The 23,345-nt window shown below is 62.4% G+C and carries 19 protein-coding genes; 3 read left to right on the forward strand and 16 right to left on the reverse strand.

Annotated elements, in window-relative coordinates; genetic code table 11:
• Positions 1–64 precede the first annotated feature (64 nt).
• From dnaE to rpsB, 16 genes are all read right to left on the reverse strand, one after another.
• A complete protein-coding gene (gene dnaE, locus N7650_RS02825; RefSeq protein WP_279897049.1) occupies positions 65–3,589 on the reverse strand; it encodes a DNA polymerase III subunit alpha in 3,525 nt (1,174 codons plus the stop codon).
• Between the two features lie 105 nt (positions 3,590–3,694).
• Positions 3,695–4,324 (reverse strand): ribonuclease HII, encoded by a 630-nt coding sequence (rnhB, locus tag N7650_RS02830; RefSeq protein WP_009395250.1) that lies wholly within the window; start codon positions 4,322–4,324, stop codon positions 3,695–3,697.
• Positions 4,324–5,451, reverse strand: coding sequence for a lipid-A-disaccharide synthase (lpxB, locus tag N7650_RS02835; protein WP_009395251.1), 1,128 nt, complete (start codon positions 5,449–5,451; stop codon positions 4,324–4,326). The genes rnhB and lpxB overlap by 1 nt, the downstream gene beginning before the upstream one ends.
• Before the next feature lies 1 nt (position 5,452).
• Positions 5,453–6,229 carry an acyl-ACP--UDP-N-acetylglucosamine O-acyltransferase gene (lpxA, locus tag N7650_RS02840; protein ID WP_009395252.1) on the reverse strand — a complete coding sequence of 259 codons (777 nt, stop codon included), beginning with the start codon at positions 6,227–6,229 and terminating at the stop codon, positions 5,453–5,455.
• Positions 6,226–6,666: a 3-hydroxyacyl-ACP dehydratase FabZ gene (gene fabZ, locus N7650_RS02845; RefSeq protein ID WP_009395253.1), complete on the reverse strand. Its 441-nt coding sequence runs from the start codon at positions 6,664–6,666 to the stop codon at positions 6,226–6,228. Before fabZ ends, lpxA begins: the two co-directional genes overlap by 4 nt.
• Before the next feature lie 111 nt (positions 6,667–6,777).
• Positions 6,778–7,833, reverse strand: a complete 1,056-nt coding sequence (gene lpxD, locus N7650_RS02850; protein WP_009395254.1) for a UDP-3-O-(3-hydroxymyristoyl)glucosamine N-acyltransferase — start codon at positions 7,831–7,833, stop codon at positions 6,778–6,780.
• Between the two features lies 1 nt (position 7,834).
• Positions 7,835–8,338 (reverse strand): OmpH family outer membrane protein, encoded by a 504-nt coding sequence (locus tag N7650_RS02855; RefSeq protein ID WP_009395255.1) that lies wholly within the window; start codon positions 8,336–8,338, stop codon positions 7,835–7,837.
• Positions 8,339–8,383: 45 nt separating this feature from the next.
• A complete protein-coding gene (bamA, locus tag N7650_RS02860; RefSeq protein ID WP_009395257.1) occupies positions 8,384–10,735 on the reverse strand; it encodes an outer membrane protein assembly factor BamA in 2,352 nt (783 codons plus the stop codon).
• Positions 10,736–10,810: 75 nt separating this feature from the next.
• Positions 10,811–12,163: a sigma E protease regulator RseP gene (gene rseP / locus N7650_RS02865; RefSeq protein ID WP_009395258.1), complete on the reverse strand. Its 1,353-nt coding sequence runs from the start codon at positions 12,161–12,163 to the stop codon at positions 10,811–10,813.
• A gap of 42 nt (positions 12,164–12,205) precedes the next feature.
• On the reverse strand, positions 12,206–13,396 hold the full coding sequence (gene ispC / locus N7650_RS02870) for a 1-deoxy-D-xylulose-5-phosphate reductoisomerase (RefSeq protein ID WP_009395260.1): 1,191 nt from the start codon (positions 13,394–13,396) through the stop codon (positions 12,206–12,208).
• A complete protein-coding gene (locus N7650_RS02875) occupies positions 13,393–14,208 on the reverse strand; it encodes a phosphatidate cytidylyltransferase (protein ID WP_009395262.1) in 816 nt (271 codons plus the stop codon). Before N7650_RS02875 ends, ispC begins: the two co-directional genes overlap by 4 nt.
• Positions 14,208–14,963, reverse strand: coding sequence for a polyprenyl diphosphate synthase (uppS, locus tag N7650_RS02880; RefSeq protein WP_009395263.1), 756 nt, complete (start codon positions 14,961–14,963; stop codon positions 14,208–14,210). Before uppS ends, N7650_RS02875 begins: the two co-directional genes overlap by 1 nt.
• A 16-nt stretch (positions 14,964–14,979) precedes the next feature.
• Entirely contained in the window at positions 14,980–15,537 is a 558-nt protein-coding gene (gene frr, locus N7650_RS02885) for a ribosome recycling factor (RefSeq protein ID WP_009395264.1), read from the reverse strand.
• Complete coding sequence (pyrH, locus tag N7650_RS02890) at positions 15,534–16,277, reverse strand: UMP kinase (protein ID WP_009395265.1); 744 nt, start codon at positions 16,275–16,277, stop codon at positions 15,534–15,536. The genes frr and pyrH overlap by 4 nt, the downstream gene beginning before the upstream one ends.
• A 195-nt stretch (positions 16,278–16,472) precedes the next feature.
• Positions 16,473–17,339, reverse strand: a complete 867-nt coding sequence (gene tsf / locus N7650_RS02895) for a translation elongation factor Ts (RefSeq protein WP_009395266.1) — start codon at positions 17,337–17,339, stop codon at positions 16,473–16,475.
• Between the two features lie 188 nt (positions 17,340–17,527).
• On the reverse strand, positions 17,528–18,259 hold the full coding sequence (gene rpsB / locus N7650_RS02900) for a 30S ribosomal protein S2 (protein ID WP_279897056.1): 732 nt from the start codon (positions 18,257–18,259) through the stop codon (positions 17,528–17,530).
• Between the two features lie 343 nt (positions 18,260–18,602).
• Between rpsB and map the strand changes: the two genes are divergently transcribed.
• Genes map through dapC form a run of 3 tightly spaced genes read left to right on the forward strand, consistent with a single transcriptional unit; the run spans position 18,603 to position 23,325 of the window.
• Entirely contained in the window at positions 18,603–19,385 is a 783-nt protein-coding gene (map, locus tag N7650_RS02905) for a type I methionyl aminopeptidase (RefSeq protein WP_009395272.1), read from the forward strand.
• A 17-nt stretch (positions 19,386–19,402) separates the two neighbouring features.
• Positions 19,403–22,105, forward strand: coding sequence for a [protein-PII] uridylyltransferase (locus tag N7650_RS02910; protein ID WP_009395273.1), 2,703 nt, complete (start codon positions 19,403–19,405; stop codon positions 22,103–22,105).
• 23 nt (positions 22,106–22,128) lie between these two features.
• Entirely contained in the window at positions 22,129–23,325 is a 1,197-nt protein-coding gene (gene dapC, locus N7650_RS02915; protein ID WP_279897057.1) for a succinyldiaminopimelate transaminase, read from the forward strand.
• Positions 23,326–23,345: the final 20 nt, after the last annotated feature.

Genomic DNA, 23,345 nt, shown 5'->3' on the forward strand with positions numbered 1-23,345 from the left:
GGCCGGTTGATCCGTTTGGCGCCCTACCTTAAGGGAGAGGCGCGTTCAGGTCGAGATTAAAAATTCATCGATAGTGCAAAAAGACGTTCTCACGGCCGAACTGGTCACGCAGGGCCTGAATCAAGCCATCGGCCGGGTCGATCCGCCAATCCTCGCCGAACTGCAACTGGGCTTTCGCGTCACTGCCGGTGTATTCCATGCTCACCGGGCAGGCGCCGCGGTGGCGCTTGAGCAGGTCGCCCAGCCAGGCCAAACGATCGCCCTTGAGCGCATCGGCGTGCAGCTTCAGGCGCAGGCTGTCGGCCAGGTTGGTGCGCGCATCCTCCATGCTCATCACCCGCTTGACGCGCAGGCGCAGGCCGCCCGAGAAGTCGTCATTGCTGACCTCGCCCTCGACCACCACCATGGCATCGTTCTGCAGCAGCGCTTGCGAGGCCATGAAAGCGTCGGCGAACAACGAAGCCTCGATCCGCCCGGAGCGATCGTCGAGGGTGACGAAGCCCATCTTGTCGCCTTTCTTATTCTTCATCACCCGCAGAGCAATGATCATGCCGGCGACTGTTTGGGTATCGCGTGCCGGCTTCAGGTCGACGATACGCTGGCGGGCGAAACGGCGAATCTCGCCTTCGTACTCGTCGATGGGGTGGCCGGTGAGATAGAGGCCGAGGGTGTCCTTCTCGCCGCGCAAACGTTCTTTCAGGGTCAGCTCGCGGGCCTTGCGATGGTTGGCGTAGACATCGGCATCCGGCTCGTCGAACAGGCCACCGAAGAGGTCCGAGTGACCGCTGTCATGGGTGCGGGCGGTCTGCTCCGCCGATTTGATCGCTTCCTCCATCGCCGACAGCAAGACTGCACGGTTGCGATCGATATTGGCCTGGTAGGCCTTGATCTCGTCATGGAAGAACGGCCCGAGGCGGTCCAGCGCACCGCTGCGCACCAGGGCGTCGAGGGTGCGCTTGTTGATGCGCTTGAGGTCGACCCGCGCGCAGAAATCGAACAGGTCGTTGAACGGACCACCTGCGGCCCGTGCCTCCATGATCGCTTCCACCGGACCCTCGCCGACGCCCTTGATCGCACCGAGGCCATAGACGATGCGTCCGTCGTTGTTCACGGTGAACTTGAAGTCGGAGAAATTCACGTCCGGCGCGTCGAGGCGCAGCTTCATGCTGCGCACTTCCTCGATCAGGATCACCACCTTGTCGGTGTTGTGCATATCCGCCGAGAGTACCGCGGCCATGAACGCAGCCGGGTGGTGGGTCTTCAGCCAGGCAGTCTGGTAGGAGACCAGGCCATAGGCGGCGGAGTGGGACTTGTTGAAGCCGTAGCCGGCGAACTTCTCCACCAGGTCGAAGATGTTGCCCGCGAGGTCGGCGTCGATTCCGTTGTTGACGCACCCTTCGATGAAACCGCCACGCTGCTTGGCCATTTCCTCGGGCTTCTTCTTGCCCATGGCCCGACGCAGCATGTCCGCACCGCCGAGGGTGTAACCGGCCATGACCTGGGCAATCTGCATCACCTGTTCCTGGTACAGGATGATGCCGTAGGTCGGTGCCAGTACGGGCTTCAGGCCATCGTACTGATAATCCGGATGCGGATAGGCCAGCTCGGCACGACCGTGCTTACGGTTGATGAAGTCGTCCACCATGCCCGATTGCAACGGACCGGGACGGAACAACGCCACCAGTGCGATAAGGTCTTCCAGGCAGTCGGGCTTGAGCTTCTTGATCAGCTCCTTCATGCCGCGGGATTCCAGCTGGAATACCGCTGTTGTTTCTGCCCGCTGCAGCAGTTCGTAGGTCTTGCGGTCGTCCAGCGGGATGAAGTCGATGTTCACATCCGGCAGGCCGGCCTTGGCCTGCTCGCGGTTGATGATCTCCATCGCCCATTTGATGATGGTCAGGGTACGCAGGCCGAGGAAGTCGAATTTCACCAGGCCGGCGGCCTCGACATCGTCCTTGTCGAACTGGGTTACCAGGCCACCGCCTTCTTCGTCACAGGCGATCGGCGAAAAGTCGGTGAGCTTGGTCGGGGCGATGACCACGCCCCCGGCGTGCTTGCCGGTACCCCGGGTGACACCCTCGAGCTTGAGGGCCATGTCCCAGATTTCCTTGGCGTCCTCGTCGGTCTTGAGAAAGTCCCGCAGCATTTCTTCCTGTTCGTAGGCCTTTTCCAGGGTCATGCCGACTTCGAACGGAATCATCTTCGACAGACGATCCGCCAGGCCGTAGGACTTGCCCTGCACCCGCGCAACGTCGCGCACCACCGCCTTGGCCGCCATGGTGCCGAAGGTGATGATCTGGCTCACCGCATTGCGCCCGTAGGCCTCGGCCACGTAGTCGATCACCCGGTCGCGGCCATCCATGCAGAAGTCGACGTCGAAGTCGGGCATGGAAATACGTTCGGGGTTGAGGAAGCGCTCGAACAGCAGGTCATAGGCCAAGGGGTCGAGGTCGGTGATCTTGAGCACATAGGCCACCAGCGAGCCAGCTCCCGACCCCCGGCCCGGGCCCACCGGCACGCCGTTGTTCTTGGCCCACTTGATGAAGTCCATAACGATCAGGAAGTAACCGGGGAAACCCATCTGGATGATGATGTCCAGCTCGAACTTGAGCCGATCCAGATAGACCTGGCGTTTCTCTTCGTAGTCGGGCGTGGTTTCCTTTGGCCAGAGCACGGCCAGGCGCTCTTCCAGGCCTTCATGGGAAACATGGCGCAGATAGTCGTCGATCCCCATGCCGTTGGGCGTGGGGAAATCGGGAAGGAAGTATTTGCCCAACTGCACAGTGATGTTGCAGCGCTTGGCGATCTCGACGCTGTTTTCCAGGGCCTCGGGCAGGTCGCTGAACAGCTCGGCCATTTCCTCCGGGCTCTTCAGGTACTGCTGGTCGCTGTAGTTGCGCGAACGGCGCGGATCGTCGAGGGCACGGCCCTCGCCGATGCACACGCGGGTCTCGTGGGCATCGAAATCGGATTGCTTGATGAAACGCACATCGTTGGTCGCCACCAGCGGCGCCCCCAGGCGATCGGCCAGGGCCACCGCGGCATGCAGATACTCTTCGTCGCCAGCGCGATTGGTGCGCTGCACCTCGACGTAGAAGCGGTCGGGAAACATCGCCATCCAGTCCTGCAGCAGCGCCTCGGCTTCAGCCTCGTTGCCGTTCATCAGGGCCATGCCGATATCGCCTTCCTTCGCTGCGGAAAGCGCGATCAGGCCTTCAGCGGCCTCGGCGATCCATTCCCGCTGGATGACCACCAGGCCATTGCGCTGGCCGTCGGTCCAGCCACGGGAGATCAGTTCGGTGAGATTGCGGTAGCCCTTGGCATCCATCACCAGGAAGCAGATACGTGCCAGGGGCGCTTCCGGGTCGTCGCCGGCCAGCCACAGGTCGGCGCCGCAGATCGGCTTGATGCCCGCCCCCATGGCCGTCTTGTAGAACTTGACCAGCGAACACATGTTGCTCTGGTCGGTCACCGCCACCGCCGGCATGTTCATCCCGGCCAGGGCCTTGGCGAGCGGCTTGATTCGCACCAGTCCGTCGACCAGCGAGAATTCGGTATGCAGGCGAAGATGAACGAAGGAAGCCGACATGTTGATCCTATAGCAGCGCAAAACGACAAGGCCCGGATTGTACCGGGCCCCGATCAAAACAACAGCCGGCGTGAAGTGATCCGGACTGGTGGTGGAAGTGTGGGCTCAGACCAGGATGGACTGGCCGCCGAGCAGCTCGCGCGCCTCGTACGCGGCACGTACCGGGGCGAAGGAGCGCCGATGGATCGGCGTCGGCCCCAGGCGGGCCAGTGCTTCAAGATGTATCGGCGTGGGGTAGCCCTTGTGCCCGCCGATGCCGTAACCGGGATAGATCAGCTCGAAAGCGGACATCTCGCGGTCGCGGGTGACCTTGGCCAGGATCGACGCTGCCGCGATTGCGGGCACCTGGCTATCCCCCTTGACCACCGGGGAGGCCGGAACCTGGAGTTTCGGGCAGCGGTTACCGTCGATCAGCGCCAGTTTCGGGGCCACGTGCAGCCCTTCGACGGCTCGCTGCATGGCCAGCATGGTGGCATGCAGGATGTTCAGTTCGTCGATTTCATCGACTTCGGCGCGGGCGATGCAGAAGCTCAAGGCTTTTTCGCAGATCTCGTCGAAAAGCTTCTCGCGCCGCGCTTCAGTGAGTTTCTTCGAGTCGTTGAGACCAAGGATGGGGCGCGCAGGATCGAGGATCACTGCGGCAGTCACCACCGCGCCGCACAACGGGCCGCGGCCGACTTCATCGACACCGGCGACCAGGTCTTCGACCAGATTGAAGTCAAGTCCCATTTGCATTATCGATCTTCCAGCAAAGCCAGCACGGCATCGGCAGCCTGGTTCGAGGCGTCCAGACGCAAGGTGCGATGAATACGGTCGAAACCGTCGGTCTGTTGCGCACCATCGCCAACCAGCGGCGCCAGGGTTTGCGCAAGCGCCTCCGCAGTGGCGGCATCCTGCAACAATTCCGGAACCAGCAGGCGCTGGGCCAGCAGGTTGGGCAAGGAAACGTAAGGGCTTTTTACCAGGCGCTTGAGAATCCAGTAGCTCAATGGCGCCAGGCGGTAGGCTACCACCATCGGCCGCTTGAACAGCAAGGCTTCAAGGGTCGCAGTGCCCGAGGCGATCAAGACCGCGTCACACGCCGCCAGGGCCTGATGGGAGCGGCCATCGAGGAGTGTCAGCGGCAGGTCACGACCGACCAGCATCTGCTCCAATTGTGCACGGCGTGCGGCATTGGCGCAGGGCGAAACGAAGCGTACACCGGGGATCAGTTCGCGAAGGCGCTGTGCAGTATCGAGGAACAAGGCGCCCAGACGCCCCACCTCGCCGCCGCGACTACCCGGCATCAGCGCTACCAAAGGCCCGTCGGGCAAGCCCAGCGCCTGGCGCGCAGCCTGACGGTCGGCTTCCAGCGGTATGGTGTCGGCCAGCGGATGCCCGACGAAACGAACCGGCACGCCCTGCTCTTCGTAGAACTTCGCTTCGAAGGGGAACAGGGTCAGCATCAGGTCGCAGCCCTCGCGAATCTTCAGCACCCGCTTCTGCCGCCAGGCCCAGACCGACGGGCTGACATAGTGAACGGTCCTGATACCGGCCCGACGCAGTTTCAACTCGATATTGAGGGTGAAATCCGGAGCGTCGATACCGATAAAGACATCGGGTTTTTCCTCGATCAGCGTCTGGATCAACAGCTTGCGGCGCTTGAGCAACTCTGGCAGGCGGCCGAGCACCTCGACCAGGCCCATGACGGCAAGGCGCTCCATCGGGAAATAGGAGGACAGACCTTCGGCCTCCATCAATGGACCGCCGACACCGATGAAACGGATATCAGGATGGCGTGCCTTGAGCGCTCGCATCAGCCCCGAGCCGAGAATGTCGCCGCTGGCCTCGCCAGCCACCAACGCTACGCAGAGTGCCGACATATCAGCGGGTGATGCCGCGGGCGGAATTCTGGATCGACTGACGGAACAGTTCGACTTCGGGGAACTGCTGCGCCGAGGCTTCCAGTTCGATGACAGCCTGCTCGACGGTCAGACCCTGGCGGTAGACCACCTTGTAGGCGCGACGCAGGGCGTGGATGGCATCCTCGCTGAAACCACGGCGGCGCATGCCTTCGAAGTTCATGCTGCGCGCTTCGGCGGGGTTGCCGAACACGGTGACGAAGGCCGGGACATCCTTGCCGATCGCCGTACCCATGCCGGAGAAACTGTGGGCACCGATATGGCAGAACTGGTGAACCAGGGTGAAACCCGAGAGGATCGCCCAGTCTCCCACGTGCACATGGCCGGCCAGAGCGGTGTTGTTGACCAGGATGCAGTGGTTGCCGATCACGCTGTCGTGGCCGATGTGGGCATAGGCCATGATCAGGTTGTGATTGCCGATCGTGGTTTCCGAACGGTCCTGGATGGTGCCACGGTGGATGGTCACCCCTTCGCGAATGACATTGTCGTCACCGATCACCAGGCGCGTGGGTTCGCCTTTGTACTTGAGGTCCGGGGTGTCTTCACCGACCGAGGAAAACTGGTAGATGCGGTTGTTGCGGCCGATACGGGTCGGCCCCTTGAGCACCACATGCGGACCGACGACGGTTCCTTCGCCGATCTCGACATCCGGGCCGATGATCGACCAAGGACCGACCTCGACACCCTCGGCCAGCCTGGCCGAAGGATCGATGATTGCCCGAGGGTCAATCAAACTCATAGTTTACGTTCCGCGCAGATGATCTCGGCGGAGCACACCGGCTTGCCGTCGACCGAGGCCTGGCAGTCGAACTTCCAGATCTGGCGTTTGCAACTGATGAACTTCGCTTCGAGGATCAGTTGATCGCCCGGCAGTACCGGCTGGCGGAAGCGCAGCTTGTCGGAACCGACGAAGTAGTAGAGGGTGCCGTCCGTCGGCTTGGCATCGAGCATCTTGAAGCCGAGAATGCCGGCAGCCTGAGCCATTGCCTCGATGATCAGCACGCCCGGCATGATCGGGTGCGCAGGGAAGTGACCATTGAAGAAGGGTTCGTTGATGCTGACATTCTTGTAGGCACGAATGCGCTGACCCTCGACGTCCAGTTCCACTACCCGATCCACGAGCAGGAACGGATAACGGTGGGGCAGGTATTCGCGAATCTCGTTGATGTCCATCATTTCTGGGGGAAGCCTGTAGTAAAGATAGGAAACACGTGCATGGCGCCGTGCACCTTGGGCTATGTGGGACCATCACTGGACAGCCCCACGGCCTTGATCAGGAAAAAGGTGTCAGCCATCAGATGAAGGCTGGCCGCCCGAGGTCACGGCATCGACGCGCTTTTCTACCTGTTGAAGTCGTTTGGCCATGTCGTCCAGCTGACGAATCCGCGCAGCGCTCTTGCGCCAGTCGGCCAGGGTCTGCATCGCCGTGCCGGAGGAATAGCCGCCTGGCTCGGTGATGGACCGGGTGACCATGGTCATGCCGGAGACGAAAACGTTGTCACAGACATCGATGTGACCCACCATGCCCACGCCGCCGGCGATGGTGCAATGCTTGCCGATCTTCGTGCTGCCGGAGATACCGACACAGGCCGCCATGGCCGTATGGTCGCCGACCTGGACGTTGTGGGCGATCTGGATCTGGTTATCGAGCTTGACGCCATCACCGATACGGGTGTCAGCCAGCGCGCCCCGATCGATCGCGGTATTGACCCCGATCTCCACGTCGTCGCCGATGGTCACGCCACCGATCTGGGCGATCTTCTGCCAGATACCCTTCTCGTTGGCGAAGCCGAAGCCCTCGCCGCCAAGCACCGCACCGGACTGAATGACCACGCGCTTGCCGATACGCACGTCGTGGTACAGGGTCACGCGCGGTGCGAGCCAGCCACCCTCGCCGATCACACTGCGGGCGCCGATGAAGCAATGGGCACCGAGGGTGACATTGGCGCCGATCACCGCGCCGCTCTCGATGACCACGAAAGGACCGACACTGGCACTGGCATCGACCTGCGCGTCCGCCGCCACCACGGCGCTGGGATGAATCCCCGCCACAGCCTTGGGTTTGGGGTCGAACAGGTGGGAAATGCGGGCGTAGGCCAGGTAGGGATCGGGCACAAGCAGCGCGTTGCCGGAGAACCCTTCGGCATCGGCGGCACGCAGCAGCACCGCGGCAGCCTGGGTATCGACCAGGTATTTGCGGTACTGGGGATTGGCGAGGAAGCTCAATTGGCCAGGGCCGGCTTCCTGCAGGGTCGCGAGGCCGGAGATTTCGAGCTCGGCAGGACCCTGCAGGGTCGCGCCGAGGAACTCGGACAACTGGCCAAGATTCATGGTCGCCGTCATATCAACGGGACTGGTTCATGCGCTCGATGACCTGGCGGGTGATGTCGTACTGAGGCTTGACATCGATGACCGCGCCACGCTCGAGAACCAGGTCGAAGCCGCCTTTCTTGATGACTTCCTCGACAGCGCCATCGAGCTTCGGCTTGAGCTGCTTGAGCATGTCACGATCGGCGACGGCCTTGGCCTCGTTCAGTTCCTTGGACTGGAACTGGAAATCACGGGCCTTCTGCTTGAATTCCAGCTCCAGGCGCTCGCGTTCGCCCTGGGGCATCTTGTCGCCGCCCTTGACCAGGCGATCCTGGATGCCCTTGGCGCTGCTTTCCAGGTTCTTCAGCTTGGTCAGTTGCGGACCGAACTTCTTCTCGGCATCGACCGCGTAGGCTTTCGCCGCGTCGGACTCCAGCAGGGCCATCTGATAGTTCAGAACGGCTACTTTCATTTCGGCAAACGCCGGGGTCGCGACCAGGGCCGCAGCCAGTACCGCCAGTTGAGTCAGCTTACGCACGATGCACTCCTACAGAATCCGTTGTCGTTTACGTGGACCAGACCCTTAGAAGGTCTGCCCCAGAGAGAATTGGAACACCTGGGTATCGGCATCGTCCGGTTTCTTCACCGGCATCGCCAGGCTGAAGCTCAACGGACCCAGTGCAGTGATCCAGGTCACACCCAGGCCGACGGAGCTGGCCAGGCCGGAAAGGCCGACCTTCTCGCAGTCTGGCTTGGAGCCGCAGTTGGTATCGAAGACGTTACCCACATCCCAGAATACCGAGGTACGCAGGGAGCGCTGGTCCTTGACGAACGGCAGCGGGAACAGCAGTTCGACACCACCCTGCACGAGGACGTTACCACCGAACGGCAACGGATCCTGGTCCGGGTCAAGTGCGGTACCGGGATTGGTTCCCTTGCTCGGCGTACTGCGCGGGCCAAGGCTGCTGTCCTTGAAACCGCGAACCGAGTTGAAGCCACCAGCATAGTAGTTTTCATAGAACGGTAGGCCCGAGGTCGAACCATAGCCGTCGCCATAACCCAGCTCGGTATGCAGGCGCAGGGTGTAGTCGTTGGTGATCGGCTTGAACAGCTGGCCACGGTAGTCGAGCTTGAAGAACGACAGGTCGCTGCCCGGCGTGGTCGCTTCCAGGGTCAGGCTTTGCGAATGACCGCGGGTCGCCAGCACGCCCTTGTTCAGGGTGGATTCGGACCAGCCGGCCGAAGCCTTGAAGTTCAGGAAGCTGTCGTCACCTTCCTCGCGCAGGAAGTCGAAGATCTCGTCGACGGTGTAGGTACCGGTCTTGATCTTGTCCTGCTGCACGCTCAGGCCGAAGGTCAGGCGCGACGTCTCGCTGATCGGATAGCCGACGTTGACACCGGCACCCAGGCTGTCCACCGCATAGCTCGCCACGTCGACATCGAGGTCGTCGTAGTTGGTGGTGCGATAGAAGGCGTTGTAGCCCAGGCTGACGCCGTCGGCGGTCCAGTAGGGGTCGACGAAGCCGAAGTTGTATCGGCTCTGGTACTCGGAACGGGTCAGGCCGATGGAGACCTTGTTACCGGTACCCAGGAAGTTGTTCTGGCTGATCGAACCACCGAGGATCAGGCCGGCGCTCTGGGCAAAGCCGACGCTGGCGGTGATCGAGCCGGAAGCCTGCTCTTCCACGGTGTAGTTCACATCGACCTGGTCGTCGGTACCCGGAACGGCCGGGGTCTCGACGTTGGCTTCCTTGAAGAAGCCCAGGCGCTCAAGACGGGTCTTGGACTGGTCGATCAGGTAGGTCGAAGCCCAGCCACCTTCCATCTGGCGCATTTCGCGACGCAGCACTTCGTCTTCGGACTTGGTGTTGCCACGGAAGTTGATGCGGTTGACGTAGGCACGCTTGCCCGGATCGACCACGAAGGTGATATCGACGGTGTGGTCTTCGTCGTGGGGTTGCGGCACGCCGTTGACGTTGGCGAAGGTATAGCCTTCGTTGCCCAGGCGACGGGTGATCAGCTCGGAAGTGGTGGTCATCACCTTGCGCGAGAATACCTGGCCTGGCTGGGCCAGCAGCAACGCCTTGACCTGGTCTTCCGGAACCTTGAGGTCACCGGAGAGCTTGACGTCGCGGACGGTGTACTTCTCGCCTTCGTTGATGTTGACGGTGATGTAGACGTGCTTCTTGTCCGGGGTGATGGAGACCTGGGTGGAAGCGATATCCATGTTGATGTAGCCGCGGTCCAGGTAGTAGGAACGCAGGCGCTCAAGGTCACCGGAGAGTTTTTCACGGGCGTACTTGTCGTCGTTCTTGAAGAACGACAGCCAGTTGGTGGTCTTGAGTTCGAACAGGCCTTGCAGGTCTTCGTCGGAGAACACGGTGTTGCCCACGACGTTGATGTGCTGGATCGCAGCGACCGTGCCTTCGTTGATCTTGATCTTCAGGCCGACGCGGTTGCGCGGCTGTGGCACCACCTCGGCGTCAACCTCGGCCGAGTAGCGGCCCTGGGCGACGTACTGGCGCTGCAGCTCGTTGCGCACACCTTCGAGGGTCGCGCGCTGGAAGATCTCGCCTTCGGCCAGGCCGGACTGTTTCAGGCCCTTCATCAGGTCTTCGGTGCTGATCGCCTTGTTGCCCTCGATCTCGATGCTGGAGACCGACGGACGCTCAACGACGTTGATGATCAGGACGTTGCCGTCGCGGCTGAGGTTGATGTCCTGGAAGAACCCGGTCTTGAACAGCGAGCGGGTCGACTCCACCAGGCGGCTGTCATCAGCCTGGTCACCGACGTTCAGAGGCAGGGCGCCGAAAACGCTGCCGGCGGAAACCCGCTGCAGACCGTTGACGCGAATATCGGAGATGGTGAAGGACTCGGCGTGAACTTCAGCGATCATCAGTGCGGCGAGAGCCGCAGTTAGCAGCAGACGTTTCATGAAGTCCTTTTTTATTCCAACTGGCAATGAACGACCCGCCACAAGGGCGCGGCAGGATCGCAATTGAGCGAAGCGTTACAGTCGACCCAGATCGTTGATCAGGGCGAGCAACATCACCCCGACTACCAAACTGATACCGATCTGGACCCCCCAACCTTGCACCCGGTCCGACAGCGGACGACCACGCACCCACTCGACCAGGTAAAACAGCAAATGCCCCCCATCCAGTACCGGAATGGGCAGCAAGTTAAGAACCCCCAGGCTAATGCTCAGATAGGCCAGGAAATTCAGGAAATCTCCGAGGCCGGACTGGGCCGAAGCGCCCGCCACTTTAGCAATGGTTATCGGTCCGCTCAAGTTTTTTACCGAGAGCTCGCCGAAGAGCATTTTCTTCAGCGAATCAAGGGTCAGGACGCTCATGTTCCAGGTCCTGGAAAGGCCCTCGCCTACCGCTTCCAGCGGCCCGTAGCTGACTTCGCGAAGCATCGTGGCGGGCCACTCCACCGCAGCGACACCGGCCCCGAGGTAACCGGCGGCAGCCTTGCCCTCGCCGCGGCTGGCCAGGGTCACCGGCACATCGAGGCGAGCACCGTCGCGCTCCACAGCCAGCACGACGCGACTGCCGGCACGACTGCGCACGCTATCGACCACCTGCTGCCAGTCGGTCAGCGCCTGCCCGTCCAGGGCCAGCAGGCGATCACCGGTTTTCAGACCGGCGGCCTGGGCCGGACCTTTCGGGTCGAGCTCAGCAAGCACCGGGGCCAAGGCCGGGCGCCACGGGCGAATACCCAGGGAATTGATCGGATCAGGCTCGTCGGCGCCCTTGAGCCATTGCTCGAGCGCCACCGTATGGGTGCTGCCGGTAGAGGCGCCGTCGTCGCGAACATCGATACGCAGCGAACCGCTCTCGCCCAGACGCCGCACCAGCTGCAGATTGACCGCAGCCCAGCCGCTGGTCGGCTTGCCATCGATGGAAACGATCTCCTGACCGGCACTCAAGCCTGCTACCGCGGCCAGGCTCCCCGGCTCGACGGCACCGATGACCGGGCGCACCTGCTGGCTGCCGAGCATGGCCAGGATCCAGAAGAACAGGATGGCGAGCAGGAAGTTGGCGATCGGCCCGGCAGCGGTAATGGCGATACGCTGGCCAACGCTCTTGCGATTGAAGGATTGCTCCAGCAGCGCCGAAGGCACGTCGGCCTCGCGCTCGTCGAGCATCTTCACGTAGCCGCCGAGAGGAATGGCGGCGATCACGAACTCGGTGCCCTGGCGATCATGCCAGCGCACCAGCGGCGTACCGAAGCCGACGGAGAAACGCAGGACCTTGACGCCGCAACGCCGAGCCACCCAGAAGTGCCCGAACTCGTGGAAGGTAACCAGTACACCCAGTGCGATCAGGGTGCCGATGATCATGTAGAGCGCGCTCATGTCTTTCTCCGAATAACCTTCAACCGGGCCGGGTTCGACAGCTCATCGGCCGTGACGCGTCAACCACTCTCCCGCCAGTTCCCTGGCGCGCTGGTCAGCGGCGAACACTGCATCGAGCGAGTCCAGCGCAACCACCGGTTCGCGTTCGAGCACCTGCCCGATCATACTCGCGATCTCCGGGAAGCGGATGCGCCCCCGAAGAAAGGCATCCACCGCGATCTCGTTGGCCGCGTTGAGCACCGCCGGGGCGCTGTTGCCTGCCTCGGCCGCTTCACGGGCCAGGCGCAGGCAGGGGAAACGCCGCTCGTCGGGCGCCTCGAAGTCGAGGCGGGCAATGGCGAAAAGATCCAGCGGCGGGACCCCGGAGTCAATGCGCTCGGGCCATGCCAGGGCATTGGCGATCGGCGTGCGCATGTCGGGATTGCCCAACTGGGCCAGGACCGAGCCGTCGACATAATCGACCAGGGAGTGAATCACACTTTGCGGATGCACCACCACCTCGACCCGCGACGGTGGCGCATCGAACAGCCAGCACGCCTCGATCAGCTCGAGGCCCTTGTTCATCATGCTCGCGGAATCGACCGAGATCTTGCGGCCCATGGACCAGTTGGGATGGGCACAGGCCTGCTCGGGAGTTACACGCTCGAGTTCAGCGGACGGCGTCTGACGGAACGGACCGCCGGATGCGGTCAGCAGGATCCGCCGCACCCCGACCCGGTCAAGGCCACGGGCATAGTCGCCAGGCAGGCACTGGAAGATAGCGTTGTGCTCGCTATCGATCGGCAGCAGTACCGCATTGTTGCGCCGTACGGCCTCCATGAACAGGGCGCCGGACATCACCAGCGCCTCCTTGTTGGCCAGCAGGACCTTCTTGCCCGCCTGCACCGCCGCCAGGGTCGGGCGCAAGCCTGCCGCGCCGACGATGGCCGCCATCACCGCATCGACCTGCGGGTCCGCCGCCACGGCACACAGGCCCCGTTCGCCGGTCAGCACCTCGGTACGCGAACCGCCGGCATCGAGCCCGGCACGCAGGGTTGCCGCCGCGGCTTCATCCGGCACCACGGCGAATACCGGAGCGTGCTTCAGGCACAGCGCCAGCAACTCGTCCAGCCGCGAGTAGCCGCTCAGGGCAAAGGTTTCGTAGCGATCCGGATGCCGGGCAATGACATCCAGCGTGCTCAGGCCAATGGAGCCGGTAGCTCCCAGCACGGTAATGCGCTGCACGCGACTCACATCACGCCCCAGTCGGCAGCCCAAAGCAGCACGGCGAACAACGGGATGGCCGCGGTCAGGCTGTCGATGCGATCGAGAATGCCACCATGCCCCGGCAGCAGGTTGCTGCTGTCCTTGATACCGGAGCGGCGCTTGAACATGCTTTCGGTCAGATCGCCAACCACCGAGCCCATGACGATCAACGCAGCGCCGAACAGGCCCAGCAGCAGTTCGCCAACGCTCCAATGTCGCACCAGGCCGACGCCCAGGGTGATGGCCAGGCTCAAGGCCAGCCCGCCATAGACGCCTTCCCAGCTCTTGCCGGGGCTGACCTGTGGCGCCAGCTTGCGCTTGCCAAAGGCCCGACCGGAGAAGTAGGCACCGATGTCGGCCCCCCATACCAGGACCATGACCGCAAGAATCAGCCAGTTACCCATGGACCAGTGCTTCAGCAGCACCAGCCCCTGCCAGGCAGGCAGCAGGATCAGCGCGCCGATCAGCAGCCGGCAGGCCGCACTGGCCCATAGTTCACTGCTGCGTGGATAAGTCATCACCAGCCAGGTCGCCAACCCCCACCACAACACCGAAGCGCCCAGCACCCAGGGCGCCAGGTCCGGCATCAGGTAGAGCAGCATCAGCAACCCGGCGATCACCGCGGCATAGGCCACCCGCAGCACCTGTGCCTCGAGGCCGGCAAGCCGGGCCCATTCCCAGGCGCCCAGCGTGACCACCAGGCCGATGAACAAGGCGAAGTCCGCCCCATCGAGCAGGAAGAAGCCACCGAGGGCGATCGGCAACAGGACAAGGGCAGTAATGATGCGTTGTTTGAGCATTAAGCACGGGCTCCGGCTTCGACCTGCTCGCTGGTTTTACCGAAGCGGCGCTGGCGCGAAGCGAAATCAGCCAATGCACTACGCATGGCCTCGTGTTTGAAGTCCGGCCAGAACAGGTCGGAGAAGTACAGCTCGGCGTACGCCAACTGCCATAGCAGGAAATTGCTGATGCGGTGCTCGCCGCCGGTGCGGATGCACAGGTCCGGCAATGGCAGGTCACCGGTAGCCAGGCAGGTCTGCAACAGTTCGGGAGAGATGTCCTCCGGGCGCAGATGGCCAGCCTGGACTTCACGCGCCAGACGCTGGGCGGCCTGGGCGATATCCCACTGACCGCCGTAGTTGGCGGCGATCTGCAGGATGAAGCGATTGTTGCCGGCAGTCAGCGCTTCGGCTTCGCGCATGGCTGCCTGCAACTCGGGATGGAAACGCGAACGATCGCCGATGATGCGCAAACTGATGTTGTTCTCGTTGAGGCGCCTGGCTTCCCGGCGCAAGGCCGAGAAGAACAGCTCCATCAACGCACCGACCTCATCGGCCGGGCGCTGCCAGTTTTCGCTGGAGAAGGCGAACAGGGTCAGGACCTCGACCCTGGCTTCGGCGCAGACCTCGATCACGGCCCGCACCGCATCCACGCCAGCCTTGTGCCCGGCGACGCCGGGCAGCAGGCGCTTCTTCGCCCAGCGATTGTTTCCGTCCATGATGATCGCGACATGGCGCGGCACCGAGGACGGCACACCTTGCTTGCTCTTTTCCATTGAAAAAACCCCGACCTTAGACGGCCATCAGGTCCTTTTCCTTGGCTTCCAGAGCCTTGTCGACTTCAGCGACGAACTTGTCGGTGAGCTTTTGCAGCTCGTCGGAGGCGCGACGCTCTTCGTCTTCGCTGATTTCCTTGTCCTTGGCGAGCTTTTTCAGGTCAGCCAGGGCATCGCGACGCACGTTGCGCACGGCAACCTTGGCTTCTTCAGCAACGCCACGGGCCTGCTTGGTGTAGCCCTTGCGGGTTTCCTCGGTCAGGGCCGGCATCGGAACGCGGATGGTGGTTCCGGCGCTGCTCGGGTTCAGACCCAGGTCGGAGGTCAGGATGGCCTTCTCGATCGCGGCGCTCAGGTTCTTGTCGTGAGCGACGATCTTCAGGGTGCGGGCGTCCTCGACGGAAACCGCAGCGACCTGGTTCAGCGGCATCTCGCTACCCCAGGCTGGCACCTTGACGCTGTCCAGGATGCTCGGGTGGGCGCGACCGGTACGGATCGCCGCCAGGTTGCGACCCAAGGCCTCGATGGACTTGCCCATGCGGTCCTGGGCATCTTTCTTGATATCGTTGATCATTGTTCGCCTTCCTCGATCAGAGTTCCTTCAGCGCCGCCCACTACGATGTTCAGCAAGGCGCCAGGCTTGTTCATGTTGAAAACCCGCAATGGCATCTTGTGGTCACGGCACAGGCAGATTGCGGTCAGGTCCATCACACCCAGTTTGCGGTCGAGTACTTCATCGTACGTCAGATGGTCGAACTTCTCGGCATGCGGATCCTTGAACGGATCGGCAGTGTACACGCCGTCGACCTTGGTTGCCTTCAACACGACGTCGGCATCGATCTCGATCGCCCGCAGGCAGGCAGCGGAGTCGGTGGTGAAGAACGGGTTGCCGGTACCGGCGGAGAAGATCACCACGTCACCGGAGTTCAGGTGGCGGATGCCCTTGCGGCGGTCGTAGTGATCGGTGACACCGACCATGGAAATGGCCGACATGACAATAGCGGGGATATTCGAACGCTCCAGGGCATCGCGCATGGCCAGAGCGTTCATGACGGTAGCCAGCATGCCCATGTGGTCACCGGTGACGCGATCCATGCCGGCTGCGCTCAGGGCCGCACCCCGGAACAGGTTGCCGCCGCCAATCACCAGGCCGACCTGGACACCGATACCGACCAACTGGCCGACTTCCAGGGCCATCCGGTCCAGCACCTTCGGGTCGATCCCGAAGTCTTCCGAGCCCATCAGGGCCTCGCCGCTAAGTTTGAGCAAAATGCGTTTATAGCGAGGTTGACGACCACTCACCTGCTGAGCCATTGCGAATCTCTCCTGCGGCGTTTGTATAAATTCCGGGCGGGCTGTTTTCAGCCTGCGCCAACTGTAGCTTGGCACCCACGGGGCGCCAGCGCGCTGGCGAATCTCGGCTTGTGGCTCGAAAAGCGCCTGCGCTTTGACAAAGAGGCTGCGCGCGTGAGCGGGCAGCCTCTTTGGGGCGACAGATGTGAATCCGTCTTATTGCTTCTGGGCAGCAGCCACTTGAGCGGCAACTTCGTCAGCGAAGTTGTCGACTGGCTTCTCGATGCCCTCACCTACCGCGAAGCGGGTGAACGAAACGATTTCAGCGCCGCCTTTCTTGGCCAGAGCACCAACGGTGATGTCCGGATCCTTGACGAAGGCTTGCTCGACCAGGCTGGCTTCCGACAGGAACTTGGTGATACGGCCGCTGATCATCTTCTCGACGATTTCAGCAGGCTTGCCTTTCATCTTGTCTTCGTTGAGGCTCAGGAACACGCCTTTCTCGCGCTCGATCGCTTCAGCGGAAACTTCCGATGGCAGCAGGAACTCAGGGTTGCTGGCAGCCACGTGCATGGCGATGTCCCTGGCCAGCTCGACGCTGCCGCCCTTCAGGGAAACAACGACACCGATCTTGTTGCCGTGCAGGTACGAACCCAGAACGTCGCCTTCAACACGCGCCAGACGGCGGATGTTGACGTTTTCGCCAGTCTTGGCAACCAGGGCGAGGCGAGCCTCTTCCTGAGCTTCGATCAGCGGAGCGACTTCGGTCAGCTTGTCGTTGAAGGCTTTTTCGACGCTGGCAGCAACGAATGCCTTGAAGTCGTCTTGCAGGGCCAGGAAGTCGGTCTGCGAGTTGACTTCGATCAGAACGGCGGTCTTGCCGTCGTCCTTGATGGCGATGGCGCCTTCGGCGGCAACGTTGCCAGCCTTTTTGGCAGCCTTGATGGCGCCCGAAGCGCGCATGTCGTCGATGGCTTTTTCGATGTCGCCGCCGGCCTTGGTGAGGGCTTTCTTGCAGTCCATCATGCCTTCGCCAGTACGCTCACGCAGTTCCTTGACCAACGCTGCAGTAATTTCTGCCATTTCAAAATCCTCTTGGATAGGTTTTCAACCATTCCACCCGCGATTAACGGGGGCTCAATTCTGGAAATCAACAGCCTGTCTCAAAGGCGAAGCGTCGATGATGCGGACACTTGGCGACAGGAGGATTTCAAGGTGGCAAAAAGGGGGCCTAGCCCCCTTTTTGCGTGCCAAGTCGACGCGAGCGTCGCTTACTCGGCAGCTGGCGCTTCTTCAGCGTAAACTTCGGTGCCGCCGGCAACGTTGTTGCGACCACGGATGACGGCATCAGCCATCGAACCCATGTACAGCTGGATTGCGCGGATGGCGTCGTCGTTACCTGGGATAACGTAGTCAACACCTTCCGGGCTGCTGTTGGTATCGACAACGCCGATGACCGGAATGCCCAATTTGTTTGCTTCGGTGATGGCGATGCGCTCGTGCTCGACGTCGATCACGAACAGTGCGTCCGGCAGGCCGCCCATGTCCTTGATACCACCCAGGCTGCGATCCAGTTTTTCCAGATCACGGGAGCGCATCAGGGCTTCTTTCTTGGTCAGCTTGGCGAAGGTACCGTCTTCAGCCTGGGTTTCCAGCTCGCGCAGACGCTTGATCGAAGCGCGGATGGTCTTGTAGTTGGTCAGCATGCCGCCCAACCAGCGGTGATCGACGTACGGCGAACCGCAACGTGCTGCTTCATCAGCAACGATCTTGCCAGCGGAACGCTTGGTGCCGACGAACAGGATCTTATTCTTGCCCTGGGCCAGACGCTCTACGAAGGTCAGAGCCTCGTTGAACATTGGCAGGGTTTTTTCCAGGTTGATGATATGGATCTTGTTGCGCGCGCCGAAAATGAACTTGCCCATTTTCGGGTTCCAGTAACGGGTCTGGTGGCCGAAGTGCACACCGGCCTTCAGCATATCGCGCATGTTGACTTGGGACATGATAGTTCCTTGATAAGTCGGGTTGGGCCTCCACGCATCCCAATGACCAACCCGCAGATCCAGTGGATCGGGGCACCCAGGTCACCGTGTCGATACGTGTGTGGGTTTATGCTTTGGGGGCCATCCCCACAAAGCGGCGCACTTTATACCACACTCGGATGACCAACGAAACCTGATTTGCCAATCGTGTTGCGGCCTTGGCATCGCGCCAGGGATCACACCAGAATGCCATCATCTATATAGGCAGCCATGCGCCGCACAACACCCAGAACGCCGGCGCGCTCTGTTAGAATCGCCACTTTCCTGTTCGCCCGCGCCACCAAGGCGCCGTAGAGAGCCTGCAATGACCGTCACCATCAAAACCGCCGAAGACATCGAAAAGATGCGCATCGCCGGCCGCCTTGCCGCCGAAGTCCTGGAAATGATCGAGGAACACGTCAAGCCCGGCGTGACCACCGAGGAACTGGACCGCATCTGCCACGACTATATCGTCAACGTCCAGCAGGCCATTCCCGCGCCGCTCAACTACAAGGGCTTCCCCAAGTCGATCTGCACCTCGATCAACCACGTGGTGTGCCACGGCATTCCCAACGAGAAGCCGCTCAAGGCCGGTGACACCCTGAACATCGACGTCACCGTGATCAAGGATGGCTACCACGGCGACACCAGCCGCATGTTCCACGTCGGTACCGTACCGGTCTGGGCCGAACGCCTGTCGAAGGTCACCCAGGAGTGCCTGTACAAGGCCATCGAGATCATCAAGCCGGGTACCCGCCTGGGCGATATCGGCGAAGTGATCCAAAAACACGCGGAAAAGAACGGCTTCTCGGTGGTTCGCGAATTCTGCGGCCACGGTATCGGCAAGGTCTTCCACGAGGAGCCGCAGATCCTCCACTACGGCCGCGCCGGCACCGGCATGGAGCTGCAGGAAGGCATGACCTTCACCATCGAGCCGATGATCAACCAGGGCAAGGCCGACACCAAGGTCCTGGGCGACGGCTGGACCGCCATCACCAAGGACCGCAAGCTTTCCGCCCAGTGGGAACACACCCTGGTGGTGACCGCCACCGGTTATGAAATCTTCACCTTGCGCAAAGACGACACCATTCCCCGTACTTCAGCCTGACCAGACAGGACGATTCGATGCCCCAGGTGGATCCCGAGCTGTTCGATCGCGGTCAGTTCCAGGCGGAACTGGCCCTCAAGTCAAGCCCCATCGCGGCGTTCAAGAAAGCCATCCGCCGCGCCGGCGAGGTGCTTGACCAGCGTTTCCGCGAAGGCCGCGATATCCGCCGCCTGATCGAGGACCGCGCCTGGTTCGTCGATAACATCCTGCAACAGGCCTGGAACCACTTCGACTGGAGCGACGAAGCCGATATCGCCCTGGTCGCGGTGGGTGGCTACGGTCGTGGCGAGCTGCATCCGCATTCGGACATCGACCTGCTGATCCTGCTGGACCACGCCGACCATGAGATCTTTCGCGACTCGATCGAGCGTTTTCTCACGCTTCTGTGGGATATCGGCCTGGAAGTGGGCCAAAGCGTCCGTTCGGTGGAGGAGTGCGCCGAACAGGCCCGCGCCGATCTCACGGTGATCACCAACCTGATGGAAAGCCGCACCATCGCCGGCCCCGAACGCCTGCGCCAGCGCATGCTGGAGGTCACCAGCACCGCGCATATGTGGCCGAGCAAGGAGTTCTTCCTGGCCAAGCGCGCCGAGCAGAAGGCCCGCCACCATAAGTACAACGACACCGAATACAACCTGGAACCTAACGTAAAGGGTTCCCCCGGCGGCCTGCGCGACATCCAGACCGTGCTCTGGGTCGCCCGGCGCCAGTTCGGCACCCTCAACCTGCACGCCCTGGCGGGCGAAGGCTTCCTGCTGGAAGACGAGAACAAGCTGCTGGCGTCGTCCCAGGAATTCCTCTGGAAAGTCCGCTATGCCCTGCACATGCTCGCCGGGCGCGCCGAAGACCGCCTGCTGTTCGACCACCAGCGCAGCATCGCCGCCCTGCTCGGCTTCGTGGATGAAAACCCGAAGCGCGCCATCGAGCAGTTCATGCAGCAGTATTACCGGGTGGTCATGAGCATCGCCGAGCTCAGCGACCTGATCATCCAGCATTTCGAGGAAGTCATCCTCGCCGACGACAGCAGCGCCAGCACCCAGCCGCTGAATGCGCGCTTCCAGTTGCATGACGGCTATATCGAGGCGGTACGCCCGAACGTGTTCAAGCGCACGCCGTTCGCCATGCTGGAGATCTTCGTGCTGATGGCCCAGCACCCGGAAATCAAGGGCGTGCGTGCCGACACCATCCGCCTGCTGCGGGAAAACCGTCACCTGATCGACGACAGGTTCCGCAACGACATCCGCAATACCAGCCTGTTCATCGAGCTGTTCAAGTGCGAAATCGGTATCCACCGCAACCTGCGAAGGATGAACCGCTACGGCATCCTTGGCCGCTACCTGCCGGAGTTCGGCCTGATCGTCGGGCAGATGCAACATGACCTGTTCCACATCTATACGGTAGACGCCCACACCCTCAACCTGATCAAGCACCTGCGCAAGCTGCAGTACACGCCGGTGTCGGAAAAATTCCCACTGGCCAGCAAGCTCATGGGCCGCCTGCCCAAGCCGGAGCTGATCTACATGGCCGGGCTCTACCACGACATCGGCAAGGGCCGCCAGGGCGACCACTCCGAGCTGGGCGCGGTAGACGCCCGGGCCTTCTGCGAGCGCCATCAACTGCCGGCGTGGGACAGCCGCCTGATCGTCTGGCTGGTGCAAAACCACCTGGTGATGTCGACCACCGCCCAGCGCAAGGACCTTTCCGACCCGCAGGTGATCCACGACTTCGCCCAGCATGTCGGCAACCAGGTCAATCTCGACTACCTCTATGTGCTGACCGTCGCCGATATCAATGCGACCAACCCCAGCCTGTGGAACTCCTGGCGCGCCAGCCTGCTGCGCCAGCTCTACACCGAAACCAAGCGCGCCCTGCGCCGCGGCCTGGAAAACCCGCTGGACCGAGAGGAGCAGATCCGCCAGACGCAGAGCGCGGCACTGGACATCCTGGTCCGCGAAGGCAACGACCAGGACGACGTCGAACAGCTCTGGTCGCAACTGGGCGACGACTATTTCCTGCGCCACACCGCCGCCGACGTGGCCTGGCACTCCGACGCGATTCTCCAGCAGCCGGCCGACAGCGGCCCGCTGGTGCTGATCAAGGAAACCACCCAGCGCGAGTTCGAGGGCGGCACGCAGATCTTCATCTACGCCCCGGACCAGCACGACTTCTTCGCCGTGACCGTGGCGGCCATGGACCAGCTGAACCTCAACATCCACGATGCGCGGATCATCACCTCGAGCAGCCAGTTCACCCTCGACACCTATATCGTCCTGGACAACGACGGCGGCTCGATCGGCAACAACCCGCAGCGGGTCAAGCAGATCCGCGACGGCCTGAGCGACGCCCTGCGCAACCCGGACGACTACCCGAGCATCATCCATCGCCGGGTACCGCGCCAGCTCAAGCACTTCGCCTTCCCGCCGCAGGTAACCATCCTCAACGATGCCCAGCGCCCGGTGACCATCCTCGAACTGATCGCCCCCGACCGCCCAGGCCTGCTGGCGCGTATCGGCAAGATCTTCCTGGACTTCGACCTGTCGCTGCAGAACGCCAAGATCGCCACCCTCGGCGAGCGCGTGGAAGACGTGTTCTTCATTACCGATGCCGACAACCAGCCACTTTCCGACCCCCAACTGTGCAGCCGCCTGCAGGACGCCATCGTCGAGCAGTTGCGGGTCGACCAGGCCAGCGGAACCGAATCCTTTCGCCTGACCATTTGATGCCTTGACGAGACCTTGCGCCGATGAACAACGCTTTGAACCAGCTTCAGCCCTACCCGTTCGAGAAACTCCGCGCCCTGCTGGGCGGCGTTACCCCTGCGGCGGACAAGCGCGCCATCGCCCTGTCGATCGGCGAGCCGAAGCACACCTCGCCGGCCTTCGTGGCCAAGGCGCTGGCCGACAACCTCGACCAGATGGCCGTCTACCCGACCACCCTCGGCCTGCCGGCCCTGCGCGAGTCCATCGCCCACTGGTGCGAGCGGCGTTTCGGCGTGCCGGCCGGCTGGCTGGACGCCGCGCGCCATGTGCTGCCGGTCAACGGCACCCGCGAGGCGTTGTTCTCCTTCACCCAGGCAGTGGTCAATCGCAGCGATGACGGCCTGATCATCAGCCCGAACCCGTTCTACCAGATCTACGAAGGCGCGGCCCTGCTGGCCGGGGCCAAGCCGCATTACCTGGCCTGCCTCGACCGCAACGGCTTCAACCCGGACTTCGACGCGGTGCCGGCAGACGTCTGGCAGCGCTGCCAGATCCTCTTCCTGTGCTCGCCGGGCAACCCTACCGGCGCACTGGTGCCATTGGAAACCCTGAAAAAGCTGATCGCCCTGGCCGACCAGTACGACTTCGTCATCGCCGCCGACGAATGCTACAGCGAACTGTACTTCGACGAACAAAGCCCGCCGCCAGGCCTGCTCACCGCCTGCGCCGAACTCGGCCGCAGCGACTTCAAGCGCTGCGTGGTGTTCCACAGCCTGTCCAAGCGCTCCAACCTGCCAGGCCTGCGCTCCGGCTTCGTCGTCGGCGACGCCGAGATCCTCAAGGGCTTCCTGCTGTACCGCACCTACCACGGCTGCGCGATGCCGGTGCAGACCCAACTGGCGAGCATCGCCGCCTGGAACGACGAAGCCCACGTGCGTGACAACCGCGACCTGTATCGCGAGAAGTTCGACGCCGTGCTGGAAATCCTCGGCCCGGTGCTGGACGTGCAAAAGCCGGACGGCGGCTTCTATTTGTGGGCCAAGGTTCCGGGCAACGACGACGCGGCATTCTGCCGTGGCCTGTTCGAGCAACAGCATGTGACCGTGGTGCCGGGCTCGTACCTGTCCCGTGAGGTGGATGGCGTCAACCCGGGTGCCGGTCGTGTCCGCATGGCACTGGTTGCCCCGCTGGCCGAGTGTGTCGAAGCGGCGAAACGGATTCGCGCGTTCATCGAAGGCTGAGACAGGTGCGGCGCTGAACG

Origin of the sequence: Pseudomonas sp. GD04058, from assembly GCF_029836855.1 — a bacterium.
GTDB classification, from domain to species: Bacteria; Pseudomonadota; Gammaproteobacteria; order Pseudomonadales; family Pseudomonadaceae; genus Aquipseudomonas; species Aquipseudomonas bharatica.

Coding starts and splice junctions, on each gene's coding strand:
- frr (WP_009395264.1), bottom strand. CDS start 15,537: ATGATCAACGATATCAAGAAAGATGCCCAGGACCGCATGGGCAAGTCC.
- map (WP_009395272.1), top strand. CDS start 18,603: ATGACCGTCACCATCAAAACCGCCGAAGACATCGAAAAGATGCGCATC.
- dnaE (WP_279897049.1), bottom strand. CDS start 3,589: ATGTCGGCTTCCTTCGTTCATCTTCGCCTGCATACCGAATTCTCGCTG.
- bamA (WP_009395257.1), bottom strand. CDS start 10,735: ATGAAACGTCTGCTGCTAACTGCGGCTCTCGCCGCACTGATGATCGCT.
- lpxB (WP_009395251.1), bottom strand. CDS start 5,451: ATGTCGGCACTCTGCGTAGCGTTGGTGGCTGGCGAGGCCAGCGGCGAC.
- N7650_RS02910 (WP_009395273.1), top strand. CDS start 19,403: ATGCCCCAGGTGGATCCCGAGCTGTTCGATCGCGGTCAGTTCCAGGCG.
- dapC (WP_279897057.1), top strand. CDS start 22,129: ATGAACAACGCTTTGAACCAGCTTCAGCCCTACCCGTTCGAGAAACTC.
- rpsB (WP_279897056.1), bottom strand. CDS start 18,259: ATGTCCCAAGTCAACATGCGCGATATGCTGAAGGCCGGTGTGCACTTC.
- uppS (WP_009395263.1), bottom strand. CDS start 14,963: ATGGAAAAGAGCAAGCAAGGTGTGCCGTCCTCGGTGCCGCGCCATGTC.
- rseP (WP_009395258.1), bottom strand. CDS start 12,163: ATGAGCGCGCTCTACATGATCATCGGCACCCTGATCGCACTGGGTGTA.
- N7650_RS02875 (WP_009395262.1), bottom strand. CDS start 14,208: ATGCTCAAACAACGCATCATTACTGCCCTTGTCCTGTTGCCGATCGCC.
- rnhB (WP_009395250.1), bottom strand. CDS start 4,324: ATGCAAATGGGACTTGACTTCAATCTGGTCGAAGACCTGGTCGCCGGT.
- tsf (WP_009395266.1), bottom strand. CDS start 17,339: ATGGCAGAAATTACTGCAGCGTTGGTCAAGGAACTGCGTGAGCGTACT.
- lpxD (WP_009395254.1), bottom strand. CDS start 7,833: ATGACGGCGACCATGAATCTTGGCCAGTTGTCCGAGTTCCTCGGCGCG.
- pyrH (WP_009395265.1), bottom strand. CDS start 16,277: ATGGCTCAGCAGGTGAGTGGTCGTCAACCTCGCTATAAACGCATTTTG.
- fabZ (WP_009395253.1), bottom strand. CDS start 6,666: ATGATGGACATCAACGAGATTCGCGAATACCTGCCCCACCGTTATCCG.
- lpxA (WP_009395252.1), bottom strand. CDS start 6,229: ATGAGTTTGATTGACCCTCGGGCAATCATCGATCCTTCGGCCAGGCTG.